This window comes from Salinicoccus hispanicus (assembly GCF_009831115.1).
Classification (GTDB): Bacteria; Bacillota; Bacilli; order Staphylococcales; family Salinicoccaceae; genus Salinicoccus; species Salinicoccus hispanicus.
This window is the reverse complement of record NZ_WUUK01000001.1, coordinates 169914-184209: the sequence shown is the minus strand read 5'-3', so window position 1 is coordinate 184209 and position 14296 is coordinate 169914. Positions and strand designations below refer to the sequence as shown.

The 14296-nt window shown below is 49.5% G+C and carries 17 protein-coding genes; 2 read left to right on the top strand and 15 right to left on the bottom strand.

Features of this window, described 5'->3' with window-relative positions; all coding sequences use genetic code 11:
* Positions 1–30 precede the first annotated feature (30 nt).
* From fabG to GQ671_RS00845, 10 genes are all read right to left on the bottom strand, one after another.
* A complete protein-coding gene (fabG, locus tag GQ671_RS00890) occupies positions 31–768 on the bottom strand; it encodes a 3-oxoacyl-[acyl-carrier-protein] reductase (protein WP_160651284.1) in 738 nt (245 codons plus the stop codon).
* Positions 761–1666 (bottom strand): ACP S-malonyltransferase, encoded by a 906-nt coding sequence (fabD, locus tag GQ671_RS00885; RefSeq protein WP_160651281.1) that lies wholly within the window; start codon positions 1664–1666, stop codon positions 761–763. Before fabD ends, fabG begins: the two co-directional genes overlap by 8 nt.
* Positions 1663–2646, bottom strand: a complete 984-nt coding sequence (gene plsX, locus GQ671_RS00880; RefSeq protein WP_160651278.1) for a phosphate acyltransferase PlsX — start codon at positions 2644–2646, stop codon at positions 1663–1665. Before plsX ends, fabD begins: the two co-directional genes overlap by 4 nt.
* Positions 2639–3211 carry a transcription factor FapR gene (gene fapR / locus GQ671_RS00875; RefSeq protein ID WP_160651275.1) on the bottom strand — a complete coding sequence of 191 codons (573 nt, stop codon included), beginning with the start codon at positions 3209–3211 and terminating at the stop codon, positions 2639–2641. The genes plsX and fapR overlap by 8 nt, the downstream gene beginning before the upstream one ends.
* Positions 3212–3340: 129 nt before the next feature.
* Positions 3341–4009: a class A sortase gene (locus GQ671_RS00870; RefSeq protein WP_160651272.1), complete on the bottom strand. Its 669-nt coding sequence runs from the start codon at positions 4007–4009 to the stop codon at positions 3341–3343.
* A complete protein-coding gene (recG, locus tag GQ671_RS00865) occupies positions 4006–5979 on the bottom strand; it encodes an ATP-dependent DNA helicase RecG (RefSeq protein WP_160651269.1) in 1974 nt (657 codons plus the stop codon). Before recG ends, GQ671_RS00870 begins: the two co-directional genes overlap by 4 nt.
* Entirely contained in the window at positions 5979–6851 is an 873-nt protein-coding gene (gene sdaAA, locus GQ671_RS00860; RefSeq protein ID WP_160651266.1) for an L-serine ammonia-lyase, iron-sulfur-dependent, subunit alpha, read from the bottom strand. The genes recG and sdaAA overlap by 1 nt, the downstream gene beginning before the upstream one ends.
* Positions 6852–6862: 11 nt before the next feature.
* Entirely contained in the window at positions 6863–7528 is a 666-nt protein-coding gene (gene sdaAB, locus GQ671_RS00855) for an L-serine ammonia-lyase, iron-sulfur-dependent subunit beta (RefSeq protein WP_160651261.1), read from the bottom strand.
* A 60-nt stretch (positions 7529–7588) separates the two neighbouring features.
* Entirely contained in the window at positions 7589–9226 is a 1638-nt protein-coding gene (locus GQ671_RS00850) for a DAK2 domain-containing protein (RefSeq protein WP_160651258.1), read from the bottom strand.
* Between the two features lie 21 nt (positions 9227–9247).
* A complete protein-coding gene (locus tag GQ671_RS00845; protein ID WP_160651255.1) occupies positions 9248–9616 on the bottom strand; it encodes an Asp23/Gls24 family envelope stress response protein in 369 nt (122 codons plus the stop codon).
* A gap of 414 nt (positions 9617–10030) precedes the next feature.
* Here GQ671_RS00845 and rpmB point away from each other — a divergent pair, with 414 nt between their 5' ends.
* On the top strand, positions 10031–10219 hold the full coding sequence (gene rpmB / locus GQ671_RS00840) for a 50S ribosomal protein L28 (protein ID WP_160651252.1): 189 nt from the start codon (positions 10031–10033) through the stop codon (positions 10217–10219).
* Between the two features lie 41 nt (positions 10220–10260).
* On the opposite strand, the gene GQ671_RS00835 is transcribed toward rpmB, so the two are convergent.
* The 4 genes from GQ671_RS00835 to rsgA are packed head-to-tail and all read right to left on the bottom strand — an operon-like array spanning position 10261 to position 13118.
* Positions 10261–10962 carry a DUF554 domain-containing protein gene (locus GQ671_RS00835; protein ID WP_160651249.1) on the bottom strand — a complete coding sequence of 234 codons (702 nt, stop codon included), beginning with the start codon at positions 10960–10962 and terminating at the stop codon, positions 10261–10263.
* Between the two features lie 15 nt (positions 10963–10977).
* Positions 10978–11601 carry a thiamine diphosphokinase gene (locus GQ671_RS00830; protein WP_160651246.1) on the bottom strand — a complete coding sequence of 208 codons (624 nt, stop codon included), beginning with the start codon at positions 11599–11601 and terminating at the stop codon, positions 10978–10980.
* 4 nt (positions 11602–11605) lie between these two features.
* The gene (gene rpe / locus GQ671_RS00825) at positions 11606–12250 is read right to left on the bottom strand and encodes a ribulose-phosphate 3-epimerase (protein ID WP_160651243.1); all 645 of its coding nucleotides are present in this window, start codon (positions 12248–12250) and stop codon (positions 11606–11608) included.
* A 1-nt stretch (position 12251) separates the two neighbouring features.
* Positions 12252–13118, bottom strand: a complete 867-nt coding sequence (gene rsgA, locus GQ671_RS00820; RefSeq protein WP_160651240.1) for a ribosome small subunit-dependent GTPase A — start codon at positions 13116–13118, stop codon at positions 12252–12254.
* Between the two features lie 88 nt (positions 13119–13206).
* On the opposite strand from rsgA, the gene GQ671_RS00815 reads away from it, so the two are divergent.
* A complete protein-coding gene (locus GQ671_RS00815) occupies positions 13207–13512 on the top strand; it encodes a rhodanese-like domain-containing protein (RefSeq protein WP_160651237.1) in 306 nt (101 codons plus the stop codon).
* Positions 13513–13546: 34 nt separating this feature from the next.
* Here GQ671_RS00815 and GQ671_RS00810 read toward each other — a convergent pair whose 3' ends face one another.
* Positions 13547–14251 carry a sirohydrochlorin chelatase gene (locus GQ671_RS00810; protein WP_160651234.1) on the bottom strand — a complete coding sequence of 235 codons (705 nt, stop codon included), beginning with the start codon at positions 14249–14251 and terminating at the stop codon, positions 13547–13549.
* Positions 14252–14296 lie beyond the last annotated feature (45 nt).

The following is a 14296-nucleotide window of genomic DNA, read 5'->3' as shown; positions in this document are numbered from 1 at the left end:
CTTCACCTCCCTCCAATGGTACCACAGGGTCTAGCCCATGTACATACCACCATTTACATGAATGGTCTGACCAGTAATATAGCGTGCAGAACCGGATGCCAGAAATGCGATCGTCTCGGAAATATCATCAGTATTGCCGAAGTGGTTCAATGGAATCTGGGACAGCATCTGTGATTTGATATCGTCGGAGAGTACATCCGTCATATCGCTTTCAATGAATCCCGGTGCTACGGCATTGACTGTAATGCCTTTCGGTGCAAGTTCCCTGGCCACCGATTTCGTCATGCCGTCGATGCCTGCCTTGGAAGCGACATAGTTCGTCTGGCCGGCATTGCCGAGTGAACCGACGATGCTTGAGACATTGATGATCCGGCCGCCTTTCTGACGGATCATCGGACGGGCGACGTTCTGGATGACATTGAACGTGCCTTTGAGATTGACATCGACAACCTGGTCCCATTCCGTCTCCTTCATCCGCATTAGCAGATTATCCTTTGTGACGCCTGCATTGTTGACGACGACATCGATTGAACCATGCGTATCCGTTATATGCTTGACCATCTCTTTCACTTCATCAAAGTTCTGGACCTGGCACTGCAGTGCTTCCGCCTTGCCGCCTGCATCTTCAATTTCTGATACTACAGCTTCCGCCTTATCCTTGGAACCGGAATAGTTGACGATGACCGTATAGCCGTTTTCTGCGAGCTTCAGCGCGATGCTTCTGCCGATGCCTCTGGAGGCGCCTGTTACAAGTGCAATATTACCCATTGTTGAACTCCTTTACCTGCTCCATCGTATCGATATTGGATGTGCTGATGGAACGATCTATTTTTCTTACCAGCCCGTTCAATACTTTCTTCGGTCCGACTTCCACGGCTTCCGTCACACCATTTTCGACCGCCGTCTCGATGCATTCGACAAAACGCACGGGATGCGTCAGCTGATCGATGAGCTGTACCCTGATCGTTTCCGGATCCGTCTCCGGTCTGGCAGAAACATTCTGGATGACCGGAATGGCCGGTGCGTTGAATTCGATGTCATCGACGAAATCCCTGAATGCCTGCTGGGCCGGTTCCATCAAGTAGGAATGGAACGCGCCTGACACGTTCAGCTGCATCACTTTTCTCGCACCATGCGACTTCGCTTCAGCTGCGAATGACTCGATCAGTTCACGATCGCCGGAAACGACGATCTGATCCGGCGCATTGATGTTGGCCGGCTGTATTCTCCGTGTGTCATCAGAAAGGGACGCGCATAGCGCTTCGAGTGCTTCGCGTTCCATGCCGATGACAGCAGCCATGCCGCCGCCTTCACTCTGCGCCATCAGTTCACCGCGCTTTGCGACAACCCTTACACCGTCCCTGACGCTAAGCACACCGGCGTGAACAAGCGCCGGCAGTTCACCGAGGCTGTGTCCAAGCACGATATCGCCTTTGATGCCTGTTGCTGCAAGCACTGCAAGGCTGTGAGCAAACAGGGCAGGCTGCGTATATTCAGTCTGGTTCAGACGCGTATCATCTTCGAACATGATCGACTTCAGGTCGAAGTCCACATTCATGAATACTTCATCAAGCAGTGTCCGCCCTTCCGGGGAATTTTCATATATATCCTTGGCCATACCGCCATACTGCGCGCCCTGGCCTGGAAATAGAATCAGTTTCTTCATTCCTCTCCCACACTTTCTTTAATCTTGGTGATGGCATCAGACTGGGCCATTCTTTTAGCCTGCCTGATGGCCGATACGATTGCTGTACTGTCACTGGATCCATGGGCCTTCAAAACATTACCATCGAGCCCGAGCAACGGCGCTCCGCCATAATGGCGGTAGTCGAGCAGATCTCTGATGGACTGTACATCCTTTTTCAATATCAAGGCTGCAATCTTGTTTTTGGCATTCTTCAGAAAAGCGTTCTTCACTTCCCCCATGAGTGCCATGGCAGTGCCCTCGATTGTTTTAAGTATGACATTGCCGGTGAATCCATCCGTCACTGCAATATCAACATTACCTGTGAGGATATCGCGTGTTTCAAAGTTGCCGGTAAAATTCAATCCGCTGTCCTTCAGCAGCTTGTACGTCTCTTTCGTCATCTCGCTGCCTTTATTCTCTTCACTGCCATTATTGACAAGCCCGATGGTCGGGTTGCTGCGTCCTTCATTATCACGCATGTAGATATCCGCCATGAGTGCGAACTGGTGCAGGTGCTTCGGCTTGTTGTCGACGTTGGCACCCATATCAAGCAGCATCATCCCCTTACCGCTTGCATTCGTCGTTGGGAGCAGCGTTCCAATGGCCGGACGTTCGATGCCTTTGATGCGTCCGACCACGAACAGTCCCGCACTCATCAGCGCGCCCGTATTGCCGGCTGAGATGCAGGCATCCGCCTCCTTGTCCTTCACTGCCTGGCATGCCCTGACAAGTGAACTGTCCTTCTTCCTTTTCACTGAGCGGACAGGGTCATCTTCCGATTCGATCTTTTCAGTGACTTCGATGAACTGTATTCGGGGGTGATCGCCTGTGTAGGCACCTCGAAGTCCAAAGAGCAGTATTTCAATCGACTGGTCCACTTCGACAGCCTGTAGTACTCCCTTTTCAATTTCTGCAGGTGCATTGTCTCCACCCATTAGATCGACTGCAATTTTAACCATTTTTTTCACCTTCACCTGTATAGTACATTTCAAAACGCCCTTTGAATACGAGGCGCTGTTCGATTTTCGACTCGACTGTAATGGCGGCAATCCTGCCTTCCATACTCACGACAACCGCCTTTGATATCACCTTGTCACCAAGTTTTGCCGGCTTGATGAACTCTATCTGGGCCGATTTCGTCAGTGCAAGTGGTTCATCAATGACTGCGACACACAGGGAATTGGCCTGCGCAAACAGATAGTGTCCACGGGCGATCTGATTCTTCCTGAACACGTGGCCTTCCTCTACAATGAAAAGTGACAGCGCATGGTGGTTGAGTTCGATATCAATGATTTCACCGACCACTTCCTGTAGTGAAAGGCTCCGGATCTTATCCGTCTCTTCCCTGGCAACGTGCTTGATGCGTTCCCGAAGCTCGGGAATATTCAATTCCAGGCGATCCAGCCGGATCGTCTGTATACTGACCTCAAACATTTCAGATAAGCGCTCATCAGTCAGGAAGGGATCTGTCGATACTCTTTCGATCAGAAGCTCCTGGCGTTCTCTTTTCTTATATTTCGCCATATGTCAACCTCATTTAGTAGTTGGTACTAACATCAGTATATATAACTGCAATGGCGATTTCAAACAATTTCTAGTCGAGAAAATAAAAATGGTGCATGTCCCCTGTGCCGGGAGTCATGCACCATTCATTTATTCTGCGATTGTCGCTTTGACAATGAGACGCTTCTCAAAAAGCAGGGTTTCGGGGTTATAGTCCTCACAGGTGATGAGCGTAAGCTGCTGGGGCGCCCCTTCTTTCTGATCCAGCACTTCCACCTGGGAAGGATCCACTTCGAATATATCGGTGATCTCATAGGTACGTATGCCTTCGGCAGTGTCGAAGGTGACCAGATCCCCCATCGAGGCGCGATCGAGATGATTGAACCGGATGCCGGCACCTTCGACACGGTGTCCTGCGATCGGAATGTTCTGCATGTCGACATGGTCGCCTGCATCAACAAAGGAAAGGCCTCTTTTAAGATTGCTTTCCGTCACTGGCCCTTTAAAGACCGGTTCCCTTATGCCTGCCGACTCGATCGAGAGAATACCGGCCACGCTCTCCATGTTGAATTCAGCCAAGGAAGTGTCACTTTCAGCAGTGGCAGCATCTTCGGCACTTGTCACCTGCCGGGTATCGTCGATGCCCGTAATGAATGACTCCAGCGGATTCAATTCCACATTCCGCCCACCTTGATGGTAGGCTTCGATGACCCGATCGTTCACGCGGTCTGTAAACATTTCGCGGATATCCTGCCAGAAGAAAAGCACAACACCAGAAAGTATCAATGCGACGCCGAAGATTCTAAGAACATATCTCATCCATCCGCCTCCATTTTTGCAGCATAGTCGATTGCGCTCATCCTTGCGTGTTCAAGTACCCGGTAGTCCTCGGCCAGGTCCGCCACCTTGAACTGGGGCAGGCCACTCTGGCGGACACCGAAATAGTCCCCTGGTCCACGCATCTCAAGGTCCCGTTCACTCAGTTCGAACCCGTCCGTCGTGCTCGTCATGATATCCATCCTGAGCTTTGCATTCTCCGTCTTGGGATCGCTGATCAGAACGCAGTAGCTCTGCTTGTCACTGCGCCCGACCCGTCCTCTCAGCTGATGGAGCGTTGACAGTCCGAACCGTTCTGCGTTGAATATTACCATGAAAGTGGCATTTGGTACATTGATTCCGACTTCTATTACTGTCGTCGATACGAGCACCGGCTTTTCATATGTTTCAAAGCGCTTCATGCCTGCCGCCTTCTCCTCGGGCTTCATGCGCCCATGGACAAGTTCGACATTCTCCTCACCGAAACGATCTGTAAACAGCTGGAAGATCTCCTGCACATTTTTCAGATCCAGTGTTTCCGACTCTTCGATCAGAGGTGCGACGATGTAGGCACTGTGGCCTTTCTTTATTTCATCAGCCAGAGCATCAAGCACTTCATCTGTTTCATCAAACCGTCTCCAGTATGTTTCTACAGGCTTCCTGCCTTTTGGCATCTCCTTGATGATGGAGATGTCCATATCACCGAAAGTGGTGATGGAAAGTGTTCTTGGAATCGGTGTGGCTGTCATATAGAGGACATTCTTGCGATAGGATTTATCGTTCAGCCGCTTGCGCTGGTTGACCCCGAAGCGATGCTGTTCATCCGTTATGATGAGCGAAAGCCTTTTGAAGACGACATCGTCCTCTATCAGCGCATGGGTACCGATGAGGAGATCTATTTCTCCTTCACGCAAGGCTTCCTGTATGTACATCTTTTCCTTGCGTGTCGTAGTGCCTGTCAATTTGGCGATATTGAGGCGACCGTCGAATATTTCCATGAATGACTGGTAATGCTGGTTCGCAAGCACCTCTGTCGGCACCATCAGGGCTGTCTGCTCACCGATGGTCTTTATCGCATAGCTTGCCAGTCCGGCAACAATCGTCTTGCCGCTCCCCACATCCCCCTGCAAAAGGCGGTGCATCGAAATATTCTGCTTCAGATCACGGCATATCTCATTGGCGCTCCGCTTCTGGTCGGAAGTGAGTTCAAAGGGCAGCGTGTCGATGAACTCCCGGAGTGCCTCGACATCATAGTCTACGATGTACCGTTCATTCCTGACCCGCTCCTGCTTCCGCTTCTCCATCAGCTGCAGCTGGAAAATGAAAAGCTCATAGAACTTGATTGTCCGGCGTGCCTCGTTGATATCATGGGGGTTTTGAGGAAAATGAAGGTGCCATAGTGCTTCCCTTACAGAGAGCAGACGGTACTTCTGTTTCAGATCTTCCGGCAGATCATAATTGAAAATGCATTTTTCGAATACTTCAGCCACAATTTTGCTGAAAGTCTTTGAATGCATCACACCGCCAAGATAGTATTTCACATGGAAGCCGCCGGAAGCATCGAAAATGAGTTTCTGCGCATTGATTTCAAGCTTATGGAGATTGAACTTCCCCGATATTCTGGCTGACCCTCCGACCTTCAGCTTATCCTTCAGATAGGGCTGGTTGAAGAATACGACTTTGACATACATGCCGTTCACTTCCATGAACACAGTCAGGCGGCTCTTGCCGCCCCTGAAGAAGGCGAGGGCTGGTTCGGTCTTGATGTGGCCTTCCACTGTGACCTTATCATTGTGCCTGGCTTCAGTCAGGTCCATGACGCTCAGATTTTCATACCCGCTCGGAAGCTGGAACAGGACATCATTGGCATTTCTGATATCAAGCTCAAGCAGCTTATCCCTGAGTTTTGGTCCGACGCCTTTCATATCGTCTACCGGTGGTGGTGGCGTGATGACATGATACAGGGAGAGCATTACTGCTCACCGAACAGCTCTGCTTTTATACGCTCTCCCGTCGGCGTCGCAGCCAAGCCTCCGCGTCCCGTTTCACGCAGTGCAGACGGCATGGTCAGACCGATCTTATACATCGCTTCGACTACTTCATCCGCCGGAATTCTGGATTCGATTCCTGCCAGAGCCATATCCGCTGCAGTCAGTGCATTGCTGGCACCGGCTGCATTCCTTTTGACACAAGGCACTTCGACCAGACCAGCGACCGGATCACATACGAGTCCAAGCATGTTTTTCAGTGCAATCGCAAAACCGTGGGCACTCATTTCCGGTGTGCCACCAGCCATTTCCACAAGGGCTGCTGCAGCCATTGCACTCGCACTGCCGACTTCCGCCTGGCAGCCGCCGGCAGCACCTGAGATGCTTGCATTATTGGCAACGACAAACCCGAAGGCTCCGGAAGTGAATAGAAATTTCACCATGTCCTCACGGTCTATATCATGCTTTTCACGCATGGCAAAGAGCACACCGGGCACAACACCTGCCGAGCCTGCTGTAGGCGTTGCACAAATCTTGCCCATGGCAGCATTCACTTCATTCGTACTCACTGCATGTGCAATGGCATAGAGTGTGAGTTCCCCACTGAGCCCCTTCCCGCTATCGATGTATTTTTTCATTTTTACAGCATCCATACCGGTCAGTCCGGTAGTGCTTTCCACACCACCGAAGCCTTCTCGGACGGCCGACTCCATGACTTCAAGATTCCGTTCCATATCCTTATAGATGTCCAGGTGGGAGCGGCCCGTCACTTCAACTTCCTGGGCGATCATGACATCCGCAATCGATTTGTTTTCCGCCGATGCTTGTTCTATCAGTTCCTGAATACTTTTAAACATGATGGACCCCCTTAGTTTTCTTCCATTTCAATTACTCTGTCGACACCGGATGCCTGACGTACTTCTTCGATGACAGCACTCTCGATCGTGTCGTCCAGTTCGATGGTCATCAGTGCAATATCCCCTTTTTCCTTGCGGGAGACATTCATCTGGCTGACATTGATACGATTATTTCCAAGGATGGTCGTCACCCGTGCAATTGTTCCGAAGGTATCCTTATGAAAAACCAGAAGTGCCGGATAGTTTCCTGAAATATTGATCGGATAGTCATTGATGCTGACCACCTCGATCTTGCCGCCACCTATGGAAATGCCTTCCACCGTCAGACGTTCTGCACCCTTTACAAGGTGGAGCAGAGCAGTATTCGGATGCGAGCGCTCCTCATCCATTTCGATGAACTGCACGTGCATTGATGCTTCTTCTGCAAGCGCATGTGCCGTAATGATGCGGTCATCATCCGTATCGAAGCCGAGCAGGCCTCCGATCAGCGCCACATCCGTGCCATGACCCTTGTACGTATCCTTGAAGGACCCATAGAGATAGATGTCCGCATGATCCGGCTGTCCCCCGAACAGGTTGCGTGCCAGCAGTCCAATTCTCGCGGCACCAGCCGTATGTGATGAGGATGGCCCGACCATTATCGGTCCAATGATATCAAAAACACTTTTATACTTCATATTAACCCCTCCATTCAAAAAAATCCCATCAGCTCCCCGGAACCGATGAGATTATTATGACTATTCTACAGATAGCAGATAACTGTACACCGGCTGCTGTCCATCATGAACCTCGAATTCCACTTCATCGTATTCCGACTCAAGCGCCTCGATGATGCGGTCCACTTCTTCCTGATCTCCTTCATCGCCGATCAGCACGGTGACGATTTCCGATTCTTCATCGAGCATGGATTCGATCAGCTGCTTCAGTGAAGCTTCGCGTGAATCATGCGCGCCGGTGATCTTACCGTCCTTGATGCCCATATGCTGATCCTTGCGGATCTCGATGCCGTCGATCTTCGTGTCTCTGACCGCGTAGGTGACCTGACCAGTCTTGACGTGCTCAAGGGAAGCTTCCATTGCATCCTTGTTCTCTTCAAGTTCTGCATCAGGTGAATACACCAGGAGACTCGAGAGCCCTTCCGGAATGGAACGAGTCGGAATGACAACAGCTGGAATGTCCAGCATATCCCGTGCCTGCTCCGCCGCCATGATGATATTTTTATTGTTGGGCAGTATGATGGCCGACTTGACCGCTTCGTCTTCGATCGTTCTTAAAATATCTTCTGTTGAAGGGTTCATCGTCTGTCCGCCGTTGATGACATGGGTGGCACCGATGCTGCGGAACAGTTCATTGACACCTTCCCCGGAAGACACGGTGATGATTGCCGTGTCATATCCTTCTTTCCGCTCAGGTGCCGCATCCTGCTTGTGATGGACCGCCCTGAACTGTTCACGCATGTTTTCGATCTTCATCTTGATCAGTTCACCGTAGGTCGCGCCGTAGGTCATGGCTTCACCAGGCGTCTCCGTATGCACGTGGACCTTGACGATTTCTTCATCCGAGATGACCAGCAGGGAATCTCCGAACTCACTCATGTCCTGACGGAAACCATCTTCATCAAATTCACGCTTGTCCGATTCGAACCGCACCATGAACTCTGTACAGAAACCGTATTCGATATCTTCAACAGACATGAACTCTTCAAAATCATGTTCATCATTGACGAACGTCTCCGTATCCGACTTCCCTGATACCTCTATCGGTTCGCCTTTCAGCGCAGAAAGGAAACCTTCATAGACATATACAAGACCCTGTCCACCAGAATCCACAACACCGACTTCTTTCAGTACAGGCAGCAGTTCCGGCGTTCTTTCAAGAGATGACTTCGCCTCTTTGATGACCGCTTCCATAATGGTGATGATGGAAGATTCGGATGCTGAAATCTCCTCGACCTTTTTTGCGGAGTCTTTGGCGACTGTAAGGATCGTACCTTCTACAGGTTTCATCACCGCTTTATAGGCGGTCTTGACGCCAGCCCCAAAAGCCGCAGTGAAATCTGCTGCTTCTATCTCCTGCTTCTCCTCGATCGCTTTGGAAAATCCCCTGAAAAGCTGGGAAAGAATGACACCCGAATTGCCACGTGCACCCATGAGCAGCCCTTTTGAAAAGTGCTTTCCCACAGTACCGATATGGGCATCTTCCTTATCCTCCACTTCATCCGCACCCGAGGTCATGGAAAGGTTCATATTCGTACCCGTGTCACCATCCGGCACAGGGAAGACATTTAAAGAATCCACATAGTCAGCATGCCGCCGAAGGTTTTCGGCCCCGCTTAAAATCATATTCCTGAACATTCTGCCATCTATCTTATCCATTACTTAATAAATCCTCCCTGATCAGTCCTCGGTATTGATGATTCTGACACCCTGGACGTAGATATTCACCGACCTGATATCAAGCCCAAGTGTTTTTTCAAGTTTATATTTTACAGTTGATTGTACATTCGTCGCCACTTCCGAGATTCTGATTCCATAGCCGACGATGATATACAGATCAATGCTGATATCGCCATCCTTGTTGTCGACGATGACACCTCGTGCATAGTTCTCTTTACCGAGCAGTTCCGCAAAGCCATCTCTTACCTGGTGCTTTGAAGCCATACCGACTACACCATAGCTTTCCACTACTGCGCCACCAGCAATATTGGAGATGACATCCATCGCGATATCGATACTGCCCAGTTCATTTTTTATTTCCAGAGTCATTGCTTTACCCCCTGTCGCATCATTTTATTATAAGCAGAAATGGTATATGATTACAAGTGAGATTGGTCATCTGAAACATCCAGCCTATAAAAATACATGCGGCTTATATATCTATTGTTTATTGTATTATATTTGACTTCGATTGTAAGCGCAAACCATTAGGGGTGAAGCCTGATCCGGCATCCATTGTATGAAAGACCGGTTCTGCACTATATATGTTCCCTTCCAACATGAATCCAACCCCAATATTTTACGTCGTACAGGGTAGATTGAAAAGATCTTCATACTGTTTTATACTATCGGCCTGGCAACTTTTGCTGTAGACGTACAGCGTAAAATATTGTATTATATAAAAGTATGCAATCAAACCAACAATCAATGTTTATGGTAATACCTATAAAAGGAGATGAAAGTATGGCTAAAGAATGCTATTTCACTGGTCGTAAAGCGACTTCAGGAAACAACCGTTCACACGCGATGAACGCCAACAAAAGACGTTTTGGCGCCAACCTGCAGAAAGTCAGAGTCATGGTTGACGGCAAGCCGAAAAGAGTATGGGTTTCAGCTCGTGCACTCAAGTCCGGTAAAATTGAACGCGTTTAATATCTAAAAAAACCATCCGACCCTGTCGGATGGTTTTTTTATTATATGATATTTATCAGATAGACCATCAGCATAGCTGTGAAAATGGCTGGTATCATATTGCCGACACGCATATGCGTGACGTTGAGCATATTGAGGCCGATGGCAAGCAGAATCACGCCGCCGGTACTGGTCACCTGATCGACCATGGCATCGAGTACCGGTTCAGGGATGAATCTTGAGATCTGCTGCGCAGAAAGGATGATTCCCGACTCATACAGAAATGTCGGGATACCTGAGATGATGACACCCATGCCATAGGTCGTCGTCATCACTATGGCGATGAAGAAGTCCATGATCGATTTGGTGAAAAGCACTTCGTTCGACCCTCTGAGTCCAGCATCGAGACCACCGACAATCGCCATGGCCCCTACAATGAATACGAGTGTACCCGATACAAGCCCCTGCGAGAGCGTTCCCGCATGCTTGTCCCCGAGCTTGAACTCCAGCCAGTGGCCGAAGCGGTTGAGCAGTTCTTCTAGCCGGATGATTTCGCCGATGACCACTCCGACGATCAGGCTGAGCAGAGTAAGTATGATATCTTCTGCCTGGACTACCATCTGGATGCCAAGCGTAATGATGACAAGCGCCTGTATCTTCATGATCGAGTCCTTTATGTAATCCGGAATGAATGTGAATATCAGTCCAAGCAGACCCCCAATGACAATCGCCATCCCATTGACAAATGCACCCGTAAGAATCATTAGACCACTCCTTTTCTAAGCATCCTTGGATTGTATCATAATTATGGGTTCATCTGTATGGACTTTTGCATGGCTTTCCACAAATTCATTGCTGATTGTGAGGGTGGCACCGAGCGAAAGTACACGTCTGTCAAGATTGTACTCGAACCCTTCCAGCGTAAGTTCCGTGCCTTCAACATAAGGAATGAAGGAGACATATTTCATCCCCCCGGCCTTTTCGACCTGGTGGCTTCCTGATCCGAGACGCTGCATGACATTCTGCCGGTCGATTATTCTGATGTCCGTCTCCCTGAAATCTCCATGCATGAGCAGAAATATATTGCCGATCATATGATCGAGCCTGCCACCGGTCGCGCCGTATACATCTATCGAACTGTATCCACGGTCCACCAGATCACGCAGGCACATCTCAAGGTCGGTATCATCCTTTCTCGAAGGGACCGGTGTGACTGCCATGCGGTCCTCTATATATTGCCATTCTGCACTACTGACGGAATCGAAGTCTCCATAAGTATATTGTGGTGTGATGTCCGCACGAAGCAGCAGGTAGACCCCGCGATCGACGCCGGTCCACGCTTCGCCATGCCTATTTTTCAGTACATCCGATTGATCCTCACGGATCAGAACATTCATATGCATTTCATCACTCCTTCATTCTGCCGACTGCCGCCTTCCAGTCCTCCGATTTGAACAGGTGGGAGCCGCTGACAAGCAGATCTGCACCAGCTTCTATACATATTCCGGCGGTTTCATCATTGATGCCGCCATCCACTTCGATTTCATAATCGTAGTTGTTCTCTTGTCTCATAGCATCCAAGGTTCTGATTTTACCGACACCGCTGCCGATGAACTTCTGGCCACCAAAGCCGGGATTTACCGTCATGATGAGAATAAAATCGATTTCCGGGAGCAGATGCTGGAGCGATGATACCGGTGTGTGCGGATTCAGTACGATGCCGGCTTTCATTCCACTCTCCTGTATCCGCTGCATCAGTCTGTGCGGATGATTTGTCGCCTCGATATGGAAGGATATCATGCTGATGTTCATTCTGCTGAATTCGTCTATGAACTGTTCCGGATCCTTGGTCATAAGATGGACATCGAGAGGAATGGAGGCCACCCTGCTGATGGCCTCTACCACCGGCAGACCATAGGAGATGTTCGGCACAAACTGGCCGTCCATGATATCCAGATGAAATATATCAGCGCCCGCTTCTTCCATTTTCCCTATATCTTCCCCAAGCTTTGTAAAGTCACTGGCGAGCAGTGACGGAAGTATCTTTACCATATTAGTACCTCGCCTTTCTGTTTTCAATTTCCTGATAGATGGCTGTATAGCTGTTGTAGCGGCTTTCGGCCAGTTCGCCAGCCGCTACTGCATTCTTGACGCCGCATTTCGGTTCCTTGATATGCTGGCATTCCCGGAATTTGCATGACTCGCTGTAATGGTTGAAATCCGGGAAACAGAATTTCAGGTTATGCTTGTCGAGTTCGCTGAATTCAATTGTACTGAATCCCGGCGTATCGGCAATCAGTCCGCCGCCGATCTCGACCAGCTCAACATGCCGTGTCGTATGCTTACCCCGGTTCAGTGCATTGGAAATCTCATTCGTCATGAGACCAAGTTCCGGCACAAGCGTATTGAGGAGCGTCGACTTCCCGACACCCGACTGGCCTGCAAGGACACTGAGCTTATCTTTGAAAATATCTTGCAACGCTTCGTTGATATGGTCGCGGTCGGTAAAATGGATATCATACGTATGGCGGTATACCGATGCAATCTTCTCCTGGTATTCATCCCCATCGGCAAGATCCGTCTTCGTAACCACGATGACCGGTTCGATGTCATGCGCCTCGGCATAGGCCAGGAAACGATCCAGCAGGTAGTAGCTGAACTCAGGAGACTTCATGCTCATCGTCACCAGGACCTGATCTATATTTGCGACGGGGGGACGAACCAGGGCGTTCCTGCGTTCATGTATCTCTCCAATATATCCCTGATTTTCATTTTCAACCTGAAAAGTCACAATATCACCGACAAGCGGTGACTCTTTCGTTTTTCTGAACAGTCCGCGCGCTCTCGTTTCATAAAGACTGCCTTCGGACTCCACATAATAGAACCCACTCAATGCTTTTATAATTCTACCTTCCAGCATACTTCACCCCGAACTCGTTTTTCTTCATTATAACAGTTCCCGACTTTATGATAAAATATGAGCAGAGTTCATATAAGGAGGACATACCATGGCAGATGAAATTCATGCAAGCGAAGTTCAACATGTAACACAAGATCCGGACAACGTATTGATTGATGTCAGAGAAAGAGATGAGCTTGAAGAAACCGGCTTTGTTCCAGGTGCACAGCACTATCCGATGTCCAGTTTCGACAGTGCACTCGGAAGTCTTGACAAGGACAAGAAGTACTATGTCATGTGCCGCTCGGGCAAACGCAGTGCCCAGGTGCAGGACTACCTGATCAATAACGGCTACGATGCAGTCAACGTAGAAGGTGGCATCATGGCCTACGACGGTCCGGTCAATCATCTCTAGTCACAATGAAAGGTGCCCCTGGGGGGCACCTTTTTCATATCCTGGATCCGTGTTCTCCACTTTTCATATGATCCATGATAATCCCTTTCAACATTGGATCAAAATTGACGGCCGCAGTGAAGGAGACCGACATGCCTTTCGCATGTTCCATCACCGCCTCTTTCATTTTTGAAGTAAGGAAGCCGTCTTCAAGAGCAATCGGAATGACGTGCAGTACATCATGCTGTGCCCCAAGCTCCGGGAGGACACCATCCAACGACAATCTGCCTTTGAGCATGCCCGGAAAGATGGGACGGTTTGTCTCCAACCTGGATAGCAGGTCCTCCATCTCGTGATCCGCTGCCTTGTAGTCCGTATTTCCATGTGCCATTACCATGACTGCACCCCACCGGGGCAGTTCAGATATGCGCTTTTCAATAAAATGCTGCATAAGCGGATGATGGCTCAGCACAGGTGCAAGCGCCCATTCCACATCATGCCTTTCTTTCACCTTATCGAGCGCACGTGGAATATCCCGGCAATAATGGGAAGCGGAAAAGAAAAGTACCGGAATGATATTGAAGTGGTGATGTCCCTCCCGGGTCAGCTTTTCAATCACCTGGTCGACTCCCCGTTCGCGACTTTCAATGAACGCCACACTATAATCGAGTTCTTCTCCCATTAAAGCATCGAGCCGGTCAGCCAGTATTTCATTTCGGCTTTCATCTTTTGAGCCGTGCAGGACGATGATCTGTTCCAAACCCTTCCCTCCATGCTTCAATATGATAAAAAGACTGCAGACGTT

Excerpts from the sequence above, each read along its gene's own strand:
- GQ671_RS00830 (WP_160651246.1), bottom strand. The coding sequence starts at position 11,601 with ATGCATATGAATGTTCTGATCCGTGAGGATCAATCGGATGTACTGAAA.
- plsX (WP_160651278.1), bottom strand. The coding sequence starts at position 2,646 with ATGGTTAAAATTGCAGTCGATCTAATGGGTGGAGACAATGCACCTGCA.
- sdaAA (WP_160651266.1), bottom strand. The coding sequence starts at position 6,851 with ATGTTTAAAAGTATTCAGGAACTGATAGAACAAGCATCGGCGGAAAAC.
- GQ671_RS00850 (WP_160651258.1), bottom strand. The coding sequence starts at position 9,226 with ATGGATAAGATAGATGGCAGAATGTTCAGGAATATGATTTTAAGCGGG.
- recG (WP_160651269.1), bottom strand. The coding sequence starts at position 5,979 with ATGCTCTCCCTGTATCATGTCATCACGCCACCACCACCGGTAGACGAT.
- GQ671_RS00870 (WP_160651272.1), bottom strand. The coding sequence starts at position 4,009 with ATGAGATATGTTCTTAGAATCTTCGGCGTCGCATTGATACTTTCTGGT.
- rpe (WP_160651243.1), bottom strand. The coding sequence starts at position 12,250 with ATGGTAAAGATACTTCCGTCACTGCTCGCCAGTGACTTTACAAAGCTT.
- fabG (WP_160651284.1), bottom strand. The coding sequence starts at position 768 with ATGGGTAATATTGCACTTGTAACAGGCGCCTCCAGAGGCATCGGCAGA.
- fapR (WP_160651275.1), bottom strand. The coding sequence starts at position 3,211 with ATGGCGAAATATAAGAAAAGAGAACGCCAGGAGCTTCTGATCGAAAGA.
- sdaAB (WP_160651261.1), bottom strand. The coding sequence starts at position 7,528 with ATGAAGTATAAAAGTGTTTTTGATATCATTGGACCGATAATGGTCGGG.
- GQ671_RS00845 (WP_160651255.1), bottom strand. The coding sequence starts at position 9,616 with ATGACTCTGGAAATAAAAAATGAACTGGGCAGTATCGATATCGCGATG.
- GQ671_RS00835 (WP_160651249.1), bottom strand. The coding sequence starts at position 10,962 with ATGATTCTTACGGGTGCATTTGTCAATGGGATGGCGATTGTCATTGGG.
- rsgA (WP_160651240.1), bottom strand. The coding sequence starts at position 13,118 with ATGCTGGAAGGTAGAATTATAAAAGCATTGAGTGGGTTCTATTATGTG.
- fabD (WP_160651281.1), bottom strand. The coding sequence starts at position 1,666 with ATGAAGAAACTGATTCTATTTCCAGGCCAGGGCGCGCAGTATGGCGGT.
- GQ671_RS00815 (WP_160651237.1), top strand. The coding sequence starts at position 13,207 with ATGGCAGATGAAATTCATGCAAGCGAAGTTCAACATGTAACACAAGAT.
- rpmB (WP_160651252.1), top strand. The coding sequence starts at position 10,031 with ATGGCTAAAGAATGCTATTTCACTGGTCGTAAAGCGACTTCAGGAAAC.